Annotated in this window: 15 protein-coding genes and 2 tRNA genes; 13 read left to right on the forward strand and 4 right to left on the reverse strand. The window is 33.8% G+C overall.

All coding sequences use genetic code 11. The features are described from left to right. Positions 1-203: 203 nt before the first annotated feature. Entirely contained in the window at positions 204-818 is a 615-nt protein-coding gene (locus JI750_RS14850) for an HD domain-containing protein (protein ID WP_202003510.1), read from the reverse strand. A 288-nt stretch (positions 819-1,106) separates the two neighbouring features. On the opposite strand from JI750_RS14850, the gene JI750_RS14855 reads away from it, so the two are divergent. The 13 genes from JI750_RS14855 to JI750_RS14915 all read left to right on the forward strand — a co-directional run bounded on the left by JI750_RS14855 (position 1,107) and on the right by JI750_RS14915 (position 19,595). Then, positions 1,107-1,223: transfer RNA gene (locus JI750_RS14855), tRNA-OTHER, on the forward strand. A 252-nt stretch (positions 1,224-1,475) separates the two neighbouring features. Then, the gene (locus JI750_RS14860) at positions 1,476-3,716 is read left to right on the forward strand and encodes a hypothetical protein (protein ID WP_202003514.1); all 2,241 of its coding nucleotides are present in this window, start codon (positions 1,476-1,478) and stop codon (positions 3,714-3,716) included. 431 nt (positions 3,717-4,147) lie between these two features. Next, the gene (locus JI750_RS14865; protein ID WP_202003517.1) at positions 4,148-5,569 is read left to right on the forward strand and encodes an RtcB family protein; all 1,422 of its coding nucleotides are present in this window, start codon (positions 4,148-4,150) and stop codon (positions 5,567-5,569) included. Between the two features lie 320 nt (positions 5,570-5,889). After that, the gene (locus JI750_RS14870) at positions 5,890-6,690 is read left to right on the forward strand and encodes a TatD family hydrolase (RefSeq protein WP_202003520.1); all 801 of its coding nucleotides are present in this window, start codon (positions 5,890-5,892) and stop codon (positions 6,688-6,690) included. A 40-nt stretch (positions 6,691-6,730) separates the two neighbouring features. Beyond that, a complete protein-coding gene (locus tag JI750_RS14875) occupies positions 6,731-7,270 on the forward strand; it encodes a hypothetical protein (RefSeq protein WP_202003523.1) in 540 nt (179 codons plus the stop codon). Between the two features lie 37 nt (positions 7,271-7,307). Further along, positions 7,308-8,024, forward strand: a complete 717-nt coding sequence (locus tag JI750_RS14880) for a DUF434 domain-containing protein (protein ID WP_202003526.1) — start codon at positions 7,308-7,310, stop codon at positions 8,022-8,024. 149 nt (positions 8,025-8,173) lie between these two features. Beyond that, complete coding sequence (locus JI750_RS14885) at positions 8,174-10,189, forward strand: AAA family ATPase (protein ID WP_202003529.1); 2,016 nt, start codon at positions 8,174-8,176, stop codon at positions 10,187-10,189. 233 nt (positions 10,190-10,422) lie between these two features. Continuing rightward, entirely contained in the window at positions 10,423-10,704 is a 282-nt protein-coding gene (locus JI750_RS14890; protein WP_202003532.1) for a hypothetical protein, read from the forward strand. Positions 10,705-11,161: 457 nt separating this feature from the next. Further along, positions 11,162-11,596, forward strand: a complete 435-nt coding sequence (locus tag JI750_RS14895; protein WP_202003535.1) for a hypothetical protein — start codon at positions 11,162-11,164, stop codon at positions 11,594-11,596. Positions 11,597-11,716: 120 nt separating this feature from the next. After that, positions 11,717-16,783 (forward strand): DUF4132 domain-containing protein, encoded by a 5,067-nt coding sequence (locus JI750_RS14900; protein ID WP_202003538.1) that lies wholly within the window; start codon positions 11,717-11,719, stop codon positions 16,781-16,783. Positions 16,784-17,693: 910 nt separating this feature from the next. Then, positions 17,694-17,765, forward strand: a tRNA-Pro gene (locus JI750_RS14905). 465 nt (positions 17,766-18,230) lie between these two features. Continuing rightward, on the forward strand, positions 18,231-18,734 hold the full coding sequence (locus tag JI750_RS14910) for a hypothetical protein (protein ID WP_202003541.1): 504 nt from the start codon (positions 18,231-18,233) through the stop codon (positions 18,732-18,734). Between the two features lie 315 nt (positions 18,735-19,049). Further along, a complete protein-coding gene (locus JI750_RS14915; RefSeq protein WP_202003544.1) occupies positions 19,050-19,595 on the forward strand; it encodes a 3'-5' exonuclease in 546 nt (181 codons plus the stop codon). 6 nt (positions 19,596-19,601) lie between these two features. Here JI750_RS14915 and JI750_RS14920 read toward each other — a convergent pair whose 3' ends face one another. From JI750_RS14920 to JI750_RS14930, 3 genes are all read right to left on the reverse strand, one after another. Then, the gene (locus JI750_RS14920) at positions 19,602-20,516 is read right to left on the reverse strand and encodes a phytanoyl-CoA dioxygenase family protein (protein ID WP_202003546.1); all 915 of its coding nucleotides are present in this window, start codon (positions 20,514-20,516) and stop codon (positions 19,602-19,604) included. Between the two features lie 140 nt (positions 20,517-20,656). Then, complete coding sequence (locus JI750_RS14925; RefSeq protein WP_202003549.1) at positions 20,657-22,435, reverse strand: AMP-dependent synthetase/ligase; 1,779 nt, start codon at positions 22,433-22,435, stop codon at positions 20,657-20,659. Between the two features lie 178 nt (positions 22,436-22,613). Continuing rightward, on the reverse strand, positions 22,614-23,048 hold the full coding sequence (locus JI750_RS14930; protein ID WP_202003552.1) for a hypothetical protein: 435 nt from the start codon (positions 23,046-23,048) through the stop codon (positions 22,614-22,616). Positions 23,049-23,102 lie beyond the last annotated feature (54 nt).

A 23,102-nucleotide genomic window follows, 5' to 3' on the forward strand; every position in this document is an offset into this window, starting at 1 on the left:
TGTGTTTTTGCTCGCAAAGTCGCTAAGACGCAAAGTTTTTTAATTCAATGATTATTAAGATTTGTTTCACGCAGATTAAAAATGATTTAGGCAGATTCAGCAGATTATTTTAAAAATAAAATCTTTTTAGATCTGCTCAAATCTGTAAAATCTGCGTGAAACAAAAAACTTTGCGTCTTAGCGACTTTGCGAGATTCAATTCTTTAGCTTAATAACTTTATTTCTTTTTCAATATTAACCCGAGCTTTTTCCTCATACAAACTCCTAAACGCATCAGTCTGAAAAATAAACGCATTCTCCAGAAAATGCTTCAATGCTTTCGCGCGTCCGGGTTTGTAGAGAAAATCAGGATAAATGCGGTATTCTTTTCGAATTTGTTCGAAATAGATTTTATAATTTTCCCAGTCTTTAGCAAGGATTTTTAAATCAAAATCGATTAACCAGTTAATGTCTTCAATTGCATTTTGCTGATGTTGCTGTGTTGCGCAGATTGCATCAAAAACTAATTGTTTATTTAGGGTGCTATTTTCAGATAGAATTGACAAAGCATATTCAGCACTTTTGAGTTCGTTATCTTTTTTGGAAGCCGAATACACAAAATCATGATAAAAGATTGAAAATAATATTTCATCTGGGTTTTGAAGTTTGTCTTTATAAATTTCAAAACTCTCAATCATTTCTTTTAAATGCGTGAGATTATGATAATGTCTTGATTTTTTGGAATATGCCTTTTCTAAATCCAGCCAGTTTTGCTGAATTTCATTTGCTGAAAAACCAATATTCAAAAGTAAATCAGAATATATTTTCTCTAAATTCATCTTGTTTTTTACTCAAATTTAAAATTCTTTTTTTACTGCGCAAAATAATTGCGTAGTAGTTTTGAAATCTTTGCTCAGGAAATAAAAACAAATAGTATTTCTAAAAAATGAAACAAAAATTTTACTACGCAAAATAACCGCGCACTAGTTTTAAAATCTTTGTTCAGAAATAAAAAACATACGTTCATAGAAATAGAAAAAAATAAAACAGGTCAAGTTTGAGTTACTTCGAAAACACTTTCCAATGTACCACTTACACCATTACCTTTTTATTTTATAATCATAATTGGGGCAGTAGCTCAGTGGTAGAGCAGGTAGTTTTGAAATTATCAATCAAAGGTCAATCAAAATTTACTTCTTACACTTTTAATGTCCGGGTCGTGGGTTCGAATCCCACCTGTTCCACAATTAATGGACAATTAAAACTTACTTCAGACAACGGCTACTTTTCGGTTCGAATCCGAACATAGTTTTAAAATCATCATTAATAAAAAAACGAGGGTCAAGATTAGCTTACTTCCGGGGTTTACCCCACCAAATTACGACTTTGAATCAGCTAATTCATTACACTCCAATTTCAGGTCAAGTGTTTCTTACTTCAAAATCTTTTAGGTAGAACTCAGAAACGCAATTATCTAAATTTTAAAAATTAAAAAAATGAAAACAAAAGAATTATTAAAAATCAGTTTACGTCAAAATGCTATTTTCATTCCGTCAGAAATGATTACGAATGACGTTAAAAATTTATCAGGAACAACATCCGTTTTGTTAGCCAATGTTTCAAAACTTGGATTTACATTTTCTGAATCATTGCTTCACGCTTTAAACAACGTAAACCCAAAATATAAAATTGAGGTTTTAGAAGTTTTGAGAGAAGTTTTAGGAACAGATAAAAATTGGACGCCATTGGTGAAAGAATGGAATGTTCCAACAGGAGAATCTGTTGTAGATCATATCATCACGTATTTCGGAAACGTTTTTAAAACTAAAAACGGAACAACTTTACAATGTGGGCATATTATCCCAGATAATACTTTCCCATTAGAAAGATACAACGGTTGTCCGTTCTGCGGAACTCCGTTTGAATTTGGTAAACTGGAAAATATCGGACAAGGTAGCAAATTGAAAATGTTGGAATTATGGACAGAAAAAGATTTAAATGATTTCTATATATCGTTATTACAATCTAAAACTGCTTTAGACGCTACTCAGGTAGATAGTTTAAAAATGGCGATGCACTATTTGCCTTTACCAAAAACCGAAGTAGCAATGAAGGAAACTTTAATGCTAGTGATCGATCTTTTGATTGAAAATGGTAAAGAAAATGAGGCTTCTCAGTTTTTGAAAACACCAACCGATATCTTACGATACTTATGGTACAAAAACACAGGAATGCTTCAAATTATCGAGCCAAAAACGATTATCAAAAGAACTTCAAAAAATGCACAGCATTTCCATAATGTTTTAGATACAAGCGTTCAGGCAAGAATTGCATCTCAAAAAGATTTGAAACTAAAATATTCCCGAAAAGAATGTTTAATGGTGGCAAACTGGTTGAACAATATGGATATGGACGTTGAAGCCATGTGCGAAACGATGCATCCAAAAAGAGGAATGTGGGTTCGTTTTATCCGTGCGTTGCGTTTGGCAGAATACAGCAAAAGAAAAGGGTTCGAAAAATTGAATTTTTTAATGGATGTTTTCTACAACCAAGTGTACGACGTTTGGCAAAGCAAAGTAGATTCGTCAAGATTGAAATTTGATGCCGATAAAACATTTGCTTTGTTAAAACAGCGTCCAGGATTATTTGCTCGTTCGTTATTTTCGAATATGCTATGGTTTGGTGCGGATGAAACAATTGCCCATTTTGAAGAAATCATCGATAAAGTTCCGGCTCGATTGGTGTTTACATTGAATATGTATGCTCAAAATTATTTTGATAAAAACATGCAGAGAAGTGTGAAACCTTTGGGTGGAACAAACAAACGAATTGAAGCAAACGCTTTATTGAAGTTGTACGAAGATTTTCAGTTGGAAGTAATGAAAAATCAAATCGAAGAATTGTGTCTTTTAGCCATGAAAAAACGATTTGCGAAAATTGCTAATACCAACAAAACAATCTATATCGATCCGCAATTGTTTAACATTCCGGTTTCTATAGGAGATCGAAGCGAAACCGTTCAGGATTTACCAGTTGCTTTAATGGGAACACGTTTCTCGGTTGAAGGTAGCGAAGTGCGATTGTTTATGCAATGGGGTAAAGATTTACCAGCGCAACATTTAGATATGGATTTGAGCTGTCATATCGCTTATGAAGATAAAGCCGATATTTGCTCTTTCAGCCGATTAACGACTACAGGTTGTCAGCATAGCGGCGATATCCGAAGCATTCCAGATAAAATTGGAACAGCCGAATATATCAACATCAACATCGATGAATTGGCGAAAGCCAAAGCTAAATTTGTAACTTTTACTTGCAACGCGTACAGCAATGGAAGTATTACGCCAAATCTGGTTGTAGGTTGGATGAACAGCAAACACCCGATGAAAATTTCGGAGAAAACAGGTGTAGCATACGATCCGTCGTGTGTAGATCATCAAGTTCGTGTGACGCAGAATGTGGCCAAAGGTTTGGTTTTTGGAGTGTTGGATATAGCCAAAAGAGAAATCGTTTGGTTAGAGATGACTTTCGGAGGTCAGGTTGTAGGCGGATTGGATTTCAAAGGCGTTCAGGCGTTGTTGTCAAAACTAAACAGCAAATTGAATATTGGTAGTTTGTTACAGCTTAAAGCGGAAGCCCAAGGTTTAACAATCACCGAAAATGAAATTGCCGATGAGGTTTATACGGCGCAATGGGCGATGAACCCGGCAGTTGTGACGCAATTATTAATTGATTAAAAGGTTCTAAGAGACTAAGATTCTGAGGTTCTAAGGTTTTTGTAGAGGCGCACTGCTGTGCGTCTTTGCAAAGATTGATAAATTTAATCTCGCAATCCCGATAGCTATCGGGAGCGAAGGGGCGAAGTTTTTTTTGCCACAGATTATGAGGATTAAAAGGATTTTTTATCTGCTGAATCTGCAATCCCGATAGCTATCGGGAGCGAAAAAAAATCTTTAAGTTACAGTAATCACAAAGTTTGTCATTTCGACCGAAGGGAGAAATCTCTACAAGTGACTCCGCAAAGAGAAGCCAATCTTTGTAGAGCTTCTTGCGGAGATTTCTCCTCCGTCGAAATGACAAAATTGAGGAGAAACTAAAAGAAAATTAATCTGCGCAAAATAACCGCGCAGTAACATTTAACCTTTGTACTATTAAAATAAAACAAACAATGAAAACACAAATAAACGGTACAGATATATTAGAATTAGGATTCCCAGAAGGAAAAATAATAGGAATTGCCTTAAAAATAAATAGCAAAAGAAACGGATTTACAAGAGAGGAAATGATCACAAATTTCAAAAACGTCTTAGAAACTCCAGAGAATTATATCGACGATAAAATCTTCAGCAAATTGGCTGTGGCTTTAATCGAAAAATCGAATGAAAAACCAGAAGATTTCATTGCTTTAAATGAAACTCCAAATGCGTATTCGGCTTACGGATTGGATCATATCGAAGACGGAGCTAGAAAACAAATGGAAGTGGCCATGAAACTTCCCGTTACAGTTGCGGGCGCTTTAATGCCAGACGCGCACCAAGGTTACGGATTGCCGATTGGTGGAGTTTTAGCCACAAAAAATGCCATTATTCCGTATGGTGTTGGGGTTGATATTGGGTGTAGAATGGCATTGTCGGTTTATGATATTCCAGAAGATTTTTACTTTGAAAACGAAGCAAAATTCAAAAGAGAATTAATTGCCAATTCGATTTTTGGAGCGGGTCACGGATTTCATGGTCAGTACAAATCAGATCATGCGGTTTTGGAGAATGAAACGTTTAATATGAATCCGTTTGTGAAGAACTTGAAAGATAAAGCTTGGTCGCAATTAGGATCTTCTGGTGGTGGAAATCACTTTGTCGAATTCGGAATCATGGAATTTGCACAAGACGATGCGGTTTTGAATATCCCAAAAGGGAAATATGTCGCTTTGTTAACGCATTCCGGTTCACGCGGAATGGGAGCAACCATTGCCGGACATTATACTAAAATTGCCAAAGATGAATGTAAACTTCCAGAAGTAGCCAAAAACTTGGCATATTTGGATATGAATTCGCAATTGGGTCAGGAATACTGGATGGCGATGAATTTGGCGGGAGATTACGCTTCGGCTTGTCACGAGATTATCCATAACAAAATGGAACGTGCTTTGGGTGCGACGATTTTAGCCAAAGTCGAAAACCATCATAATTTCGCATGGAAAGAAACCTGGAACGGCGAAGAAGTGATCGTACATAGAAAAGGAGCAACCCCAGCCGGAAAAGGCGTTATGGGAATCATTCCGGGAAGTATGACCGCACCGGGATTTTTGGTGAGAGGAAAAGGCGAGGAGAACGCCATTAATTCGGCTTCGCATGGAGCAGGAAGACAAATGAGCAGAACCCAAGCCATAAAAAACATCACACAAACCGAAATGAAATCGATCCTGAAAGATCATGGCGTTACGCTTATCGGAGCAGGTCTAGACGAAGCCCCAATGGCGTATAAAGATATCAATCAGGTGATGGAAGCGCAGAAAGAGTTAGTGGATGTTGTAGCGAAGTTTACGCCGAAATTGGTGAGAATGGCAGATGATGGGAGTAAAGAAGATTAATCTTCTTTTAGGTTCAAAGGGACAGAGTAACAAAGGGGCAGAGGTTTTTCCGCATTTTATGTCATTTCGAGGAACGAGAAATCACACGCGGGATTCGACAAAGATTGGAGACATTCTATGCGGAATTTCTAGTGCGATTTCTCCCTTCGGTCGAAATGACAAACTTTACAAAAAAAACTTAGCGACTCTGCGCCTTTGCGAGATTAAAAAAAAAACTTAGCATCTCAGAACCTTAGCAACTTAAAAAAAATAATAACCAACACAAAGAATAAAAAAAAACTTTGTGTCTTAGTGCCTTAGTGGCAAAAAAACAAAAAAAAATGAAAACATATATAGACATAGGAATCAACCTAACCAACAAACAATTCCAAAACGACATAGACGATGTCGTACAAGACGCGCTCGACGCCGATGTATCGCAAATGATACTCACGGGCACCAGCGTGCGAAATAGTGAAGAATCTGCGAAGATTGCGAGGCAGTATCCGGGCGTGTTGTACGCTACGGCGGGAATACATCCACATGATGCGAAGAGTTTTGATGCGCAGAGTATTTCGAAACTCAGGAAATTATTAGAACTGAAACACGTCGTTTCGGTTGGGGAATGCGGACTCGATTTTGATCGTGACTTTTCGCCCAGAAACAAACAGGAAGAATGTTACAAAGCCCAATTAGAATTGGCGATCGAAGTACAGAAACCTTTGTTTTTGCATGAAAGAAGCGCTTTTAGTTCTTTTATGAATATTACCAAAGACTATTTACCGCAATTGCCAAAAGCTGTTGTGCATTGTTTTACGGGAACCTTGCAAGAAGCCAAAATCTATCTCGATAACGGATTTTATCTCGGTTTTACGGGAGCGATTTCAGATGCCAAACGTTTCAGTCATTTAAAAGAAGTCATTCAGTACGTACCGCTCGATCGAATGCTGATTGAAACCGATGCGCCGTTTATGCTTCCTAAAAATGTACCAAACAGTCTCTTGAAGAAATACCATGAACGCCGTTGCGAACCGGCTTTTCTGCCGTATGTTGCCGGAACAATTGCACAGTTTAAAGGAATTACTTTGGCTAAAGTCGCGGAGGAAACCACTAGGAATTCTAAAAGCTTTTTTGGGATTTAAGTTCTAAAACTTTTATATAGATTTACAGAAAAATATAGCTATGGAACAAGAAAATGAAGATTTCAAGATACTCACAGATTATATATTGTCGATTAAATTTATGCAACGATTTGATTTTATTGATTTTATTGATTTTATTGATTTTGATTCAATTGAAGATTGGGCAATACAATTAATCAATTTAGGATGTGAGAATGAAGCTCTTTATACCTTAGCTACTTTTTATAAGCCTATTAATCCTGATGAGATTATGCCTTATTTAAAACGTACTTTTTTAGAATTGAATTTAAAAGAAAAGGAAGGAGATGAAGCGGAAATATGTTATGCTCGATATCATTTTAATAGAGTTATAAAAGGAGAAGATGTGGAAACAAATTCATTCTATGCTTCAATATTCTGTGATGGAGATGGTCTAAAATCGCATCCTGAAACGGAACTTGATTTTGGTGTTCTTAGTGAAATTTGGCTAGATATGAAATATGATCCTAACTATTGGTATAGAGGAGTTAATATTAGCAATATTGAGCAAAAAGTTATAGAAAAGGCTAAATGGTGGTTAAAAAATAATCCTATAAGTTAGAATATTTACGACTCAATTGAAATAGAAAGTTTTATCAATGACAAATCTTAAAAATAGAGGTAAAGAAGCAAGTGACGATGACTTATTCGGAACGGAGAAAATACAGTTGAAACTAAAAGAAGCTGTAACAGATTTGTCTTATTTTCTGAGCAGAGGTTATGGCGAAAAAGCAACATTAGCTTTAGTTGGAAACCGATATCGCTTAAATTCTCGACAGCAACAGGCAGTTCGTGGAATGAGCGCTTCTCAAAGTCAGATTGAAGATCGGCAATCTAAAGAAATTCAAAGTTCCGATTTAGAAGGAAAAGAAATTGCTATTGATGGTTTTAACGCTTTGATTTTATTAGAAAGTATTTTGTCAAACGCTTATGTTTTTAAAGGACAAGATGGTTTTATTCGTGATTTGTCAAGTGTACACGGAACTTACAAGAGAGTACAACAAACATCTCAGGCAATAGAAATGATTGCTGATTTTTACAAAAAAGAAAAGATAAAAACAATGTATTGGTTTTTTGATAAACCTGTTTCAAATAGCGGAAGATTGAAAAAGATGATAGAAGAAATAGCTATAGAAAATCAATACGATTGGCAAGTGGAATTGGTTTATAATCCCGATAAAGTCATTGCAGAAAGCAATTGGATTGCTGTCACTTCAGATGCCTGGATTTTGGATCATGCATCGTCGAATTTTAACCTTATGAAATATATACTGTCACAAATGAGTATAAAAGAAACTTTAATTAGTCTTGAGTAAAGAATAAAACCTTGCTTCGGCAGATTTTTTGTTTATATTTCTAATGACCATTTAATATTGATTATGGAAAGCCGTAAAGCATTTAATAGAATTTTATTCATTTTTGACGAAAAGAATAAGATAAATTAAGAAGTTTAAAATTAATAATTATGAAAAAGGGTTACGATATAATTATTCCTCAAAGTGATAAATTCAATGATTATTTTTTAAATGAAGAAGATAAGCCGATAATTTTACTTCCACATTTTAATTTTATAAATATTATAATTGGTGCTAATAATAGTGGTAAAAGTAGGTTTATTCGAAATTTAATGACTTTTGAAAAATTTGAAGCTATAAAAGACTTTCATAATAGTAAAGCTCTAGTGGACAGATATAATGAAAATGTCATTAAAGTAAATGAAACAATAAATATAAGAATACGAGCATTCAAACTCAGAGCTTCCTCTACAAGATATTTAGATGGAAGTCAACCAGATATTGAAAATGCTAATATATTAACTAAAAACATTTTGAAAGAGATAAAAGGAGACTCGCTCCAAGATTTTTTATCCATAGAAAATGGCAATAAAAAGAAATTCTTAGATTTGAATAAATACGATATAAAAAATCAATTTATTGAAGAATTTCAAGATATTGATGAGTCTTTCTTTAAAATTTATGAGAAGATTAAACGTTATTATATTCCTACATTGAGAACAGCACATTCTTTGTTTAATTATGAGGCAAAGAATTATTCTAAAATTGAGAACGATATTTATTTAGATACTCTAAATAATTATTATCATTTAAATAAGACTGATATTGATGTTTTTACAGGACTTCACCTATATAAAGAAATTTTAAATACAAGAAATTCGAAACGTGAAATAAGACGTAAATTTGATGATTTTGAGGAGTTCGTAAGGATTAATTTTTTTGATGGTAAGAAAATTGATATTGTAGCTGAATTTGATAAAGATCAGAGCTTGATTGGGAATAATAATTCTGAAATTATTAGTGTTCACATAGAAGGGGAAAAAGAAACTAGAAAACTTTATGAACTGGGGGATGGCATACAGGCAATAATAATTTTAATGTATAAAATTTTCATGGCCGAAATTAATTCATTTATATTTATTGATGAGCCGGAGTTAAATCTTCATCCAGGAATGCAAAGATTATTTTTAGAGCAAATTACTAAAAATGAAAATTTAAGAAGTAAAAATCTAACTTACATAATTACTACTCATTCAAATCATTTTTTAGATTTAACAATAGAAAAAGATAATGTTTCTATTTATTCGTTTTCACCAAAGAATAATGAATTAAATGATAAACAATTTACTATAAAAAATGTAAATGCAGGAGATAACTCATTGCTAAGAGAATTAGGTGTAAATAACTCTTCAGTTTTCATGGCAAATTGTAGTATCTGGGTTGAAGGAATATCAGATAGAAATTATATAAAAGCTTTTTTAAGGTCATATAAAAAGTATTTATTCGAGAATGAGAATAAGAAATATTATAGCATAAAAGAAGATATTGATTTTGCATTTTTTGAATATGCAGGTTCAAATATTGACCATTACATTTTTGAAAAAGAAGTTGAAGACAAAGATGAAAAAAATATTATTGATGATATACAGGCATTAGCTTTAAGTAATCGAATTTTTCTTTTAGCTGATTCAGATAATGAAATTAATGGTAAAAAATCTTCTTCAAAAAAAGCGAGATTACAATCTTTAGAAAATGCTAGAAACGAAAACTTTTTACCCAAAATAATTTGGAATTTTAGAGAAATAGAAAATTTACTTACAAATGATATCTGGGAAAAAGTTTTAATTAATTTTTGTCATGAAAATTTAGTACGTGATAATAAAGCAGACATTCAATTAAAGATTGAAGCTGCATTGTTGAAGCATAAGTATGGTGATTATAAGCAAAAATATATTGGCGAATTTTTAAATGTTCTAAGAGAAGAAATAGGTAGGATAGATAAAACTTACATTCTTAATAAATCATTTTATGAAACTAAAAAAGATAAAGTATTTGGGACAATCATAAATAAGAGATATCTAAGCGAGAGAGTTTTTGAGCAAAATTTTACGTGGGAAATTTTGTCGAAGAGTAAAGAGATTGAAAAATTAACTATTGAAATTTATAATTTTATAACTCGAAAATAATTAAGCATTAAAACGATAAAAAACGTAGGTTATTTCTTTCTTTTTTAAAGAAAAAACTTATATTTGCGCTGTCAAAATAAATCTAGGATTATATCCTGAAAACTTAATATAAGTTAATAATAAGCGAATCCCTCATTCACGTTGCTGGAGCTAGTGATAGCCCTAACGCATTTCCTAGAGATGTTTTGACACAACCGAAAATGAGGGATTTCGTGCGTTTAAAATTTTCCGTTATGTCAAAAGAAAATCAAAAACCAACACATCGTGATGTAGTGCCATCCGTAATTAATTTCCTTTCAGACGAATTGTTTGAGGGAGATTACAAAGAACAGCCCATGTATTTGCAGGAAATCTTCGAGCTATTAATGCATACAGAGTTTGGCGACGATATCAATTTAAGGCAAAAAATATTGAGCTGTTTAAGAACCAGCCGAAATCTGGCAGAAACGTTATCGCCATTTTCAGAGAAGCAGATTCAGAAGGCTTGTGTAAGCAATCGTAAATTATCCGAATAAAAACCCAAACCCTGCCAATACCAATTGGCAGGGTATTTTTTTGAGATCGATTTGTAATTTTATAAGAAATAAAGTTCTGTAAATAATATTGACATAACCTACACAATCTTGTCATTTCGACTTAAGGAGAAATCTTCGCAAGTAACTCCGCAACGTATATTGCCAATCTTTGTAGAGCTACTTGTGGAGATTTGCTTCGCCTGTTGGCTATCGCTCGAGTCTCCCTTCGGTCGAAATGACAAACTCGACGAAAAAAACTTTGAAAATAGCTAAACTATGTGAATTTAAATTAGTGAAACGCCTTTAAACATAAGAAAAGACTATGTTTCTATGTGTTGAAAATAATTATGTTCAAGAGTTTATTTCTAATATTTTTTTAACATTTAAAAGACATTATTTTAAGGACAAATCACTCTAAAATTCTTACATTACCCTTTCAAAATAAAAGCCGATAAAGATGAATATAAACATCTCAGTTAAACAATTAGGAAAAAAACATCCGCTACTTCAGGAAAAGAATATAGATCTAGCAGTAGAAAATCCTATTATTACTACCCAAAAACTCATAGAATCGATTGTTGATCATCAGGTACAATTGTTCCGTTCTTCATCCTTTGAGTTTGAAGACGAAGACAAAATCCATCTTCCAAAAGAAAATTATTTACCTATTCTTACCGATACCGGAAAAGTTGGTTTTGGCGCGCTGTACAATCACAACCAAGTAGATTTGGCCAAAGCGCAAGAAAATGCCATTGTAGCTTTTGAAGATGGTTTGTACGCTGTTTTCTACGGAGACGATCAGCTAGAAACGTTAACAGAGGAAATCGATTTATCTCAGAATAAAAACCTCACTTTTATCAGGCTTACGTTTTTGGCGGGAAGCTACTGGTAGTTAAATTCCAAAAAATAAATCCCAAATTCCAAAATCTGTTTGGGGAAATCCTTCGACTTCGCTAAGGAAGACAAAGTGAAGTAATCTAAAATCTAAAATCAGAAATCTAAAATAAACAATATGACAATTGAAGATTTATTAAAAAGTAAAGTAATAGAAAATCCAATTAAGAGATTTAAAAAAGAATTGGAAGAAATTGTAAACAGTAATTTGCTTTCTAAATTACTTTCTGGAAAAAAACTGAAAAAAGAAGTGGCGGAGTTTGGTCTAGAACTCTTGAAACTTCAGGACAATTATTACAGCAATTATATTTCGCTGGGTTCTAAAGAAGCCGAAAAGTTTGCCACTTTGGTAAAAGAGGATATATGGGAAGATAAAAACTATTACGACTTGCTGCTTTACTTTTTTGGCGAAGAAAATGCCGCATATGTGAAAGAAGCTTGGAGCAGATTGCCTCAAAAAATGTATCAGAACGGGTATACGCGAAGAGCTTTTAGAGCGCCTAATCATAAAAGTTATTTGCTGGTCAATCAGATTAATTTTCTGCGTTCTTTGCTTAACGGACCTTACAAATACAATTATCAGGACAGCACCACTTTTTATTATAATTTGAGTATTGAAGATGAAATTCGTTACGATACCGAGATTTCAAATACCATTACTAAATTCATGGTTTGGTCTGCTGCATTGGATTCTGGTAAAGAAGGACTTTTTCAATTATTTGAAGACATTATTTTCAATAAAGATCCGCACGGGAAAGTGTCTAGAAATATCATCAAAGCCCTTTTAAACAGCGAAAAGCAGGAAAACTGGGAGCTGGTAGAAAAACTGCTTCTGGCGGCTCAGCGTCAGGAAGGTTTGCGCCAGACGATTCTGGAAGCTTTAGACGAAACGAGTATCGGCGCTTTGCAATACATGATCAAAGTGCTTATTGATAATAAACTGACTCGTTTTTCATCGGTTGTAAGAGCGATTGACACGTGGACAGGTTTGGGTTGGGATTCTGAAAAAGAAACTACAGTTCGTAATATTATCGAGTTGGCTTCGGGTTATTTTTCAAAACCAGAAACGATTGCGACTGGTGTAAAAAGCAAAAATAATAACGAAGTCTACATGGCGCTTTGGGTTCAAGGTGTTTTAGATGTCGAGAAAACAGTTCCGTATTTGCACGAATTATTAGAAAAAGGTTCGGTCGAAAAGAAATCGCTGGTATTAAAATTTGCAGGAGAAACCAACGATCCTTATATCGAAATGCCCCTTTATTTTAAAGCGTTAGAAGATGAGAATTTACAGGTTTTGGCATTTGCAGTTCCGAGAATGAATGCTTTGTTGGAAGCCAATACAAAATCGAAGTTTTATATCGAAAACACAGATTATCCGAACTTCTTTGATAAAGTTTACAATCTTGCACAAAGCATTACAGAAAAAGAAAAAACTTTTGAAGGAAAAGTGTTTTCGTGGTTAAATGTAAAGTTCGAAAGAGATACGCTTTATGCCGCAGCGATTAATTTGGTTGGCGATAACAACGAAAGATTAGAAGCGGTTTTGCAACATTTTGAAGGCTTCTCGATCAATTTAAGAGAGAAACTTACTAGAAATTTATTGGGAAGTTTTTATAGCTATTCTTACTATAGCAATCAAAACAATCCAACCAAAACAGAGCCAACTGAATTTCAAAGAAATTTTGCGTTGCGTATTTTAAAAGACAGGGGCGAATCTCTTGTGGCTTCGGCGGTTAATGTTTTAAAAGATTTGAGTTTAACGGAAGATGAGTTGCTTATTTTTCAGGAATTATTTAAACGTAAAAATTCTAATTTAAAGAAAAATCTAACGTCGATTCTAATCAAACAAGAAGATCAGAAAGTAGTCAATTTTGTTAATCAGACCATAGAAAAAGGAGATTTAGAACAACGTATGTCTATGTTGGATGTGATGTTGCAGCTTCAGAAAAACAATAAACTGACGGATAAGGTTAATGATTGGGTAAAAGATTATTTGCAAAGACCAAAAATTACCGAAAAAGAAACCAAATTTATTGAGCAGTTAGAACCTTCAAAAAAACAAGACCTTTTAAGTGCAGAAAACGGTTACGGATTTTTTACGCCAAACGAAATTTCGGCTTACGAATTGCCAAAACCAAAAGCTGATTCTTTGTATGCAAAAGCGGTAAAAGAACATCAATACGGTTTCTCCAAATCGATGTCGCATATTAAAGGCGAAATTGCGAAGCTTTATAAATTGTTTGAAGAAAACAGAAATTACGAATACGAAACTGAAAATTACGATAATAGTAAATCGACTGTTTTATTAGGAAACTCTTTTAGACCATTAAAAAATCTAAAAGACGAAAAGAATTCAGAATTAGCAGCGACTAATTATCCATTGTATGAAGTTTGGGAAGAATGGTTTACCAAATCAGGTCTTGCCAATAGAGATTTGTTTTTAATGACGCTAGTAAGCAATTGCGATCGAAAAATATGGAGAGATTTTCTAGAAAAGCATGTTTTTTATTATAAAGAATTACTGCCTCACCAAAATAAAAGAGGTTACGATTGGGACAATGCAATTTTGAATATTCTGAATGCATTGCAGATTAAATATGTTTTTAGTGAAAAGGCTGATTTCTTAATCGACGCTTGTAGTGCATTATATGCCGATCTTCCGGACTCTGTAATAGAGTTTGAGTATAAGCCTGCTAAAGATGAGTATTATTACAATAACAACAACGGAAATGGCTGGCAGAGTCAAGGCTTTTTTGATATTTATCTGAACAAAATTGGTTTACTTGATTTAACAGAAGAACAAAATACTAAAGTCTGGAATCTATATAGATGGAGACAATTAAACGGTTTAGAAAAAAACAGATCTTTTGCCAAACCGCCAATTCATTTGTATTGCGTTGCGTTTGAGCAAAAATTAATTACCGAAGGCGAATTGTACGAGGGAATTTTAGAACCAGAAAGAATTTCTGTTTTAACCAGCGAGAAGAAGCATTACAGACATTTTGGAAGCGAAGATTTAATTAAAAAGTTTCCATTCTTAGTTCTGATGATTGATAAAATCAGAGAAACATTTTTGGATGTTGAGGTCAAAAGAGGAGATTCTAATACTACGGTAACGCATTTGGTGCAGAGTTTCCAAAAGGTTTTTGGAGCAAACCGCTTAGTCGAATTGATTACTGCGCTTGGAAAAGCAAGTTTGTACAAAGGTTATATTTATTCGTGGAGTTACACCGATTTAACGAAACAGAAATTATTTAGTTTCTTATTGAAAAGATGTTATCCGTTAGAAACTGATACACAGGCAAGTTTTAATGCTTTAATTAAAAAAGCTAAAATCTCTGAAGAGAGACTGATTCAGACTGCAATTTATGCCCCACAATGGCAAAAGTTTATCAGCAGTTATTTGGATTGGAATGGTTTGGACGAAGGAATTTGGTGGTTTCACGCGCATACCAAAACGGCATCTTACAGTGCTACAAATTCAGAATTAGAAAGTGAAGCGGCGAGATTTTCGACTTTAGATTTGCAAGATTTTAAAGATGGTGCTGTAGATAAAGATTGGTTTGTTTCGGCCTATAAAAAATTAGGCAAAGCCAAATGGGAAATGCTGTACGAATCGGCTAAATATGTAACAGATGGAAACGGACATCGTCGCGCACGATTATATGCAGACACCATTACAGGCGATTTGAAAATTAGAGAAGTTACGGCCAAAGTAAAAGACAAACGCGATCAGGATTATTTGCGTGTTTACGGTTTGGTGCCTTTAAGTAAAGCAAGTCCAGAAAAAGATATTTTGGCGCGTTACGAATATTTACAGCAGTTTAAAAAAGAAAGCAAAGAATTCGGTTCGATGAAACAGGCGAGCGAAGCTTTGGCGATTCGTGTGGCTTTAGAAAACTTAGCGAGAAATGCGGGTTATCCGGATCCAGTTCGTTTGACTTGGGCGATGGAAACGAAGCAAGTTCAGAATATTTTATCTAAAGAAACCGAAGTGGTTTTAGATGATGTTACGATAAGTTTGGTCATTAATAATGAAGGAAAAGCTGATTTGGTTACTTATAAAGCAGGAAAAGAATTAAAATCGATTCCGCCGAAATACAAAAAAGACAAAGGAATTCTAGAACTGACGAATTACAGAAAAACGATGCGCGAGCAATGGACTCGTTCAAGAAAAGGTTTGGAAGAAAGTATGATTCGCGGCGACGAGTTTTTATTCGCAGAAATGCAAAACCTTTTTGAGCATCCAATTATTTCAAAACATCTAGAGAAATTAGTTTTTATTTCTAATGACAATCAGATTGGTTTTTATGTTGATGGAAGTTTAGTTACTGGTTTAGGAGAAATGATTTCGTTAAACGAAAAACAGACTTTCAGAATTGCACACTGTTTCGATTTGCATAAAAATAATGTTTGGGTAGATTATCAGAAATATTGTTTTGATAATAAATTACAACAGCCTTTTAAACAGATTTTCAGAGAATTGTATGTTCCAACGCCAGATGAATTGAAAGAGAAATCAATTTCAAGACGTTATGCAGGACATCAAGTTCAACCAAATCAAACTTTGGCTTTATTGAAAACAAGAGGCTGGAAAGTAGATTACGAAGAAGGATTGCAGAAAGTTTTCCATAAAGAAGGCTATCAGGTAAAAATGTATGCGATGGCAGATTGGTTTTCGCCTGCAGATGTTGAGAGTCCGACTTTAGAAACTATCGAATTCCATTCTTTAAAAGATTTTAAAAACATTGCTTTTGAAGATATTAATCCGAGAATTTTCTCAGAAGTAATGCGCGATATTGATTTAGTTGTGAGCGTTGCCCATGTTGGCGGAGTTGATCCAGAAGCGAGTCATTCTTCTATCGAAATGAGAGCAGTATTGTTAAGAGAAACATTGCGCTTATTTAAAATTAAGAATGTAGAAATTACAGGAAACCATGCGATAATAAAAGGACAATTGGCAGAGTATAGCGTTCATTTAGGAAGTGCCGTTGTACATCAGATTCCAGGTAAATATTTGTCGATACTGCCAATTCATTCGCAACACAGAGGACGTTTGTTTCTTCCATTTGCAGATGACGATCCGAAATCGGCTGAGGTAATGTCTAAAGTTTTGTTGTTTGCTAAAGACAATGAAATTCAGGATCCAACAATTTTGAGTCAGATTGATAAGACGTATGCTTAAGATTGTAATGTTAGACACATCGAAAGAGTTTTGTCTCAAAAATTATAACAAAACCTGCAATATCAATTTGCAGGATTTTGTTATAAAAAAATATATTTTAGGTGTATTTTGTTAAATTATAACAAAATATACTACATTTGTATCTGCAATTAATAATAGAAAATACATATGATACTTTTAGCAAGCAAAAATTTTGAACGTTCGGCCGGAGATATTCCAGCTGATTGTACAGGATGCTATATGTATTTTTATGAAATTTAATTTAAAAATTAGAGTCAAACTCATCATAAAATAAAAAAGCGTCCTCATTTGAGGACGCTTTTTTTGCTTTATAGCACTTCGACTTCGCTCAACATGATAAGAAAATGATAGAAAAACAAACTAAAACTAGAAAAAACTAAAAAAATATTTAACCAAAATGTTTAATGATTAATAAAAATAGAGAGATATAGTCTTGGAAAGTAATCCGATGAGTAACAGTCATTTGATACAAAATAGAGATCTGCACCAGTTTGCGGACAGGAATTTCTTTGCTTTCATTTTGAAGTTAACTAATTGATAGTCAGAAAATTATTCTTGAAAAATATTTGGAAATATGAATTTTTCCATCATATCTTTGCCAAACAAATTTGAAACAAAGCATTTCAGAAAACAACAACAACAACAACAACAACAACAACAACAACAACAATTTCAATTTAAAGAATAAATAAAATGAGTTTTAAATTATACATACACAACCCAGAATTAGTAGCCGCGACTTCGTTTCGTGAATGCTTTTACATGTCGGTGCATCAATATAGGCAATAGGATAGTTATATCGTATTTGTTATAGAAGCACCTTTAATTGGGTGCTTTTTTTTTGTTTAGGTGTAAAGGTTCAGAGGCTCAAAGGGGCAAAAGAGAAAAACTGGGAAGATAACGGTGGTTGTTTACCCGCCTTGGACGCGGGAGGTCGCAGGTTCGAATCCTGCTTCCCAGACAAATGTTAAGAATACTTAGTATTTAAAAACTTAGTCTCTTAGAATCTTAGCAGCTCAGAAACTTAGAAAAATGTACGCAAAATAACTGCGCAGAACAATTGTAATATTTGTTCATGAAAGAATAAAAATGAAGTAAAAAATAGGAACGGTTAGTAGTAAGTACTAACGGATTAAGTTTAACAATAAAAATTTAAGGATGAATCAAGAAATAGGATTTACGTCGGACCATAGTGGTCAAACAGATAAACTCGAGACAAGTGAACTGTCGTTTGCCTCAATTAAAAAGAAAGATTTGGAACTGATTAACCTATGGAAAGAAAAGGTAAGTTTTAAGGAAATTATATATATCATATAGAGATTTTTCTCTGGTAAAGCAAGGGTGCTTTTAAACTTTTGTGATATTGGATTTCCCAGAAAACCTTCGATTTCCTGAGATTCCCATGAATTGCAAAAAAAAAAATGCCATGCAAAACAATACACTAGAAAAATACAAAAAAGCAATTAGAAAAAAATACGAGATAGAAAAAGAAGGTAAATACTTTGATTATTTGTACAAACCTTCTCGTGGAAAACTTCGTGATTTGTGCTGGCTAATTTTCGAAAACAACCCAACAAAGGATGACTTGAATGTTTTTAGTAATCTTTTGGGTTTAGATTTCGATCATAGCAAAAAGAATAAGTTTAAGGAGAAGAAAGATAAGTTCAGACCTATCGAAACTTTCTTCAAGGGAGAAACAGATCCGTCAAGCATTGATGCTATAAACATGGCAGCTATTTTGGTTGATTTTGAGCCACGTCCTTTTAAAAAGTTCTATGAAATGTCTAAAACGGAAGAAATAAAACCAGTTAAACGGATTGAGAAAGCTAAAGCAGTTTTTGAAAAAAAGAAATCTGCTAAAAAGGAAAAGCCTGAAAAAAAGTCTAAGAAAAGAAGTTTCTTTCTAGATTTTAAAAGCATGTTCTTCTAATGGTTTGCCACGAAGAAGCTAGTAAAAAAAAAAATTAGCCATAGATTTCAGAGATTAAAAGGATTAGATTATTAAAAAACCTGCCAAATCTGCTGAAACTGCTTGAAACTAATCTTAGCGTTGCTTAGCGTAAAACCTAGCACTCCTTGCGGTTAAAAAATCTCGCAAAGACGCGAAGACGCAAAGTTTTTAGCCACAGATTATAAGGATTAAAAAGATTATTTAAAAAAAATCTGCTCCAATCTGTTAGATCTGCGTGAAACAAATCTGAGCGCTCTTAGCGGTTAAAAAAACAATTATTTAAAAATTAAAAAAATGAAAACAACAGATAAAATTATTATTATCGATTTAGAAGCCACGTGTTGGCAAGGAGCAGTCCCGAAAGGTCAGCAGAATGAAATTATTGAAATAGGATTGGCGGTTTTAGATACCGAAACTGGAGAAATTTCGAAGAACAAAGGAATTTTAATTAGACCACAGCGTTCTAACGTTAGTCCGTTTTGTACCGAACTGACAACTATTACCCAGGATTTGCTGGATAAAAACGGAGTGAGTTTTGAAGAAGCTGTTGATTTGTTAATTGACGAATATAATCCTGATTTGTACACTTGGGCAAGTTATGGGCAATATGATTTGAATATGTTGACAAAACAATGTAAATCGTTTGGTATTCCATATCCGATGGGAGAGGAGCATATCAATGTAAAAGAGCATTTTGCTGAGAAGTTTGGCTTAAAGAGGTCTACAGGAATGAATGGCGCTCTACAATTGCTAAATATTCCATTGGAAGGAACACACCACCGCGGCATTGATGATGCTAAAAACATCGCTAAGATCTTGTATTGGTGCCTGAGAAACTAGAATGGTTTAAATCCACTCTCCAGTTGCATTATAATCATCTGGAAGATAAGTGAGATATTGAACCATTCGCGGTTTTTCACCTTTATTTGGTGTTGCACAATGCGGAAGTGCCTGATGCCAAATGATAAAATCTCCAGCATCTCCTACAATTGGTTTTGCTTTAAGAGTCTGTAACGCTTTTGTTCTTGGATTTTCATGAGGTGCTACTTTGTCCAACCATTCATCGATTTGGTTATGAAACCCAGGAACGCAATGAAAAGCTCCGTCATCTGGTCCACAATCAGTTAAATAAAGCAATCCTTGAAGGCCAAAAGTTAAAGGTTTTTTCAAACTCATATCCCAATGAAGCGGACTTCCCAGAAAATTAAAATTGGCTGTTTCAGGCGGATTAAAACTTACCTTGTCAATCGTTTTGTAAATTTTAGTGGTTTTATAAAGCTGTTCATATGCTTTTTTTACCCTTGGAGAAAAACGGTTCCGATTTAAAGTTTCGTGATCAGAAAAATTAAGCATAAGGCCTTTTTGATCTGCATGTCTTTCATACCAGCTTTCTTTGTTATTAGGATCCATTTTAAGATATTCCCAAATGGCTTTTTGAGTTTCCTCGCAGTCTTCTTTAGAAATGGCATTTTTAATAATTACATAGCCATTTTGGTTCCAGAATTCTAGATCTTGTTCAGACAGGACATTTTCAGTTAAATTTTCGATTTCGGGAGCAGAGTTTCGTTTTCGGCTATTAACCCATATTTTAAAAGTTTCAAAATCGGGTTTTTCGAAAAATAAAAACTGTAAAGTATCTTCCATACTAATACCCAACTGATACAAGGTTTTGATTTCGTTGTTCCAGTTTGTTTGATCGAGATCAGCATTTTTTGGCTCAACAGCACGTTTCCATAATTGTTCAAGGATATTCCAAGGCATAGCTTTTCAGTTGTAGAAGATAAAGCTAAAATACAGGATTTATGGTTTGATGTTCAAAGTAAAAATACCTGTTTTTTAATACTAAAAAAGGCTGTCTTAATTAAGACAGCCTTTTCGTTTGGTTATATTATTCTGATTTATTAATTGTTTCCGTAGATTTTTCCGTAAAGATCTTTATAAATCTCTTTAATAATTTTACGTTTCAATTTTAGAGTCGGAGTAAGCTGTCCGCCATCAATAGACCAAACATCTGGAGTAAGTTCAAAACGTTTTACTTGTTCCCAGTGTCCAAATTTTTTGTTGATGCTTTCCACTTCTTCATCGATACGTTTAATTACATCAGCATTAGCACTAATTTCTGCATCAGAACTTCCTAAAGTAATTTTATGGATTTTTGCCCATTCTTTTACAAATTCAAAGTTTGGTTGAATAAAAGCACCTGGCATTTTTTCGCCTTCACCAATAACCATAATCTGCTCAATAAAACGAGATTGTTTCATGGCATTTTCGATCATTTGCGGAGCGATATATTTACCGCCAGAAGTTTTGAACATTTCTTTTTTACGATCTGTAATTTTTAAGAAACCTTCACTGTCAATTTCTCCAATATCTCCTGTATGGAAATAGCCATCAATAACAGCTTCAGCAGTTTTCTCAGGATCTTTGTAGTAGCCTAACATTACGTTTGGTCCTTTTAACAGAATTTCTCCGTCTTCGGCAATTTTCACTTCTACATTACGAATTGGTTTTCCAACAGTTCCAATTTTAAAGCCTTTGTTTCTTTGATCGTTTACGGCAATTACCGGAGAAGTTTCAGTTAGACCATAACCTTCCATAACCGGAATTTCTGCAGCAGCAAAAACTCTTGTCAAACGTGGCTGTAAAGCGGCACTTCCAGAAACCATTAAATCTAAATTTCCTCCCAAACCTTCTTTCCATTTGCTGAAAATCAATTTGCGGGCAATTTTTAATTGAAATTCATACCAAGCACCATTTGCTCCGTATGGTTCATATCTTAAACCTAAATCGATAGCCCAGAAAAATAGTTTTTTCTTGATTCCTGTCAATTCAGCTCCTTTAGCATAAATTTTATCGTAAACTTTTTCTAAAAGTCTTGGTACAGCTGTAATTACAGTTGGACGAACTTCTTTTAGGTTATCACTGATCTTATCAATAGATTCTCCAAAATAAACCGATACACCATAATATTGATAGATGTATAAAATCATTCTTTCAAAAATATGGCAGATAGGCAAGAAGCTTAATGCAGTGCTTTTTCCTGGATCAAACGGAATTCTTGGCGAGCTGTCTAAAACATTCGACACAATATTTTTGTGTGAAAGCATAACTCCTTTTGGTCTTCCTGTAGTTCCAGAAGTGTAAATGATTGTCGCTAAATCATCCGTTTTGATGCTGTCTTTTCTAGCTTCAACTTCGCTTTGATTACTGTTGTCTTCACCTAAGACCAATAAATCTGACCAATGTTTGCATCCTGAAATTTCATTAAAAGAATAAACCTCTTTTAAAGAAGGCACATTGGCTTTAATAGCATTTACTTTCTGTAAAACTTCTTCATCAGAAACAAAGCAATAAATACTGCCGCTGTGATTTAAAATATATTCGTAATCTTCTTCTGCAATAGTTGGATAAATTGGAACGTTCTGCGCACCGGTTTGCAAAATACCAATATCCATTATATTCCACTCGGTACGGTTATTTGAACTAATTAAAGCAATTTTATCATCTTTCTGAACGCCCATACGCAATAATGCTCTCGAAATAGCATTTGCTTTTGCAATATATTCCTCGCTAGATGTTTTTTCCCAGACTCCATTTTTTTTGGTTGCAAGAGCAACTGGAAGGTTGTAAGTTTCTTGTTGATAATAGGGAAAATCAAAAAGGCGTGTGATTGAAACCATGTTTAATATATTGAATTTTATTGCAAATTAAATAAAATTTGGGTATGATTTTCAGTTTTATAAAATTTAATGGGAAAATTTATAGAGACTATTAAAAATCAACGAAAACGTTTTCTTTTTGATAGGAATTATTATCAAAAATGAAGAAATGTTTAAAAGGAAGGCAAAGTTTTATATGCTATTGAACATTATAATCCACATATTCTTTTACTCTTTCGCCCATTAAAAACATTTTTTTCTTGGCAAAGTGAATAGAAAATTGAGAATAATACCATTCTTCACTATCGTTTGGCCTGTACCAAAATGTGTAAGACGCACTATTGAATCCTTCTTTAAAAACAGGAACACCTTCATCTGTACATTCGATTCCCCAATTGATTTTTTGTTTGGTTAAATCTTCAGCTTGAATAAAACCTGTTCCATCTGGATTTAAAACTGTAATAGGCTGTTTTTGATTTAAAGGAGCGTAAGTTCCTTGAACTGGATATCCAATTGTAGTCGTAATATAACGTTCTTTTGAATTGTAAGTAATCTGATCTACGTGAACTTGCGAATGTGATGGCGTAACAGCAATAAATAAGCTGAAAACAAAAAGTAATTTTAAAAATTTCATTCTATGTAGGTTTAAGTGTTTTTGGGCCGAAAAAATCGAGTGGCTGATTTTTTA

This window comes from Flavobacterium tagetis, assembly GCF_016735615.1.
Taxonomy (GTDB): domain Bacteria; phylum Bacteroidota; class Bacteroidia; order Flavobacteriales; family Flavobacteriaceae; genus Flavobacterium; species Flavobacterium tagetis.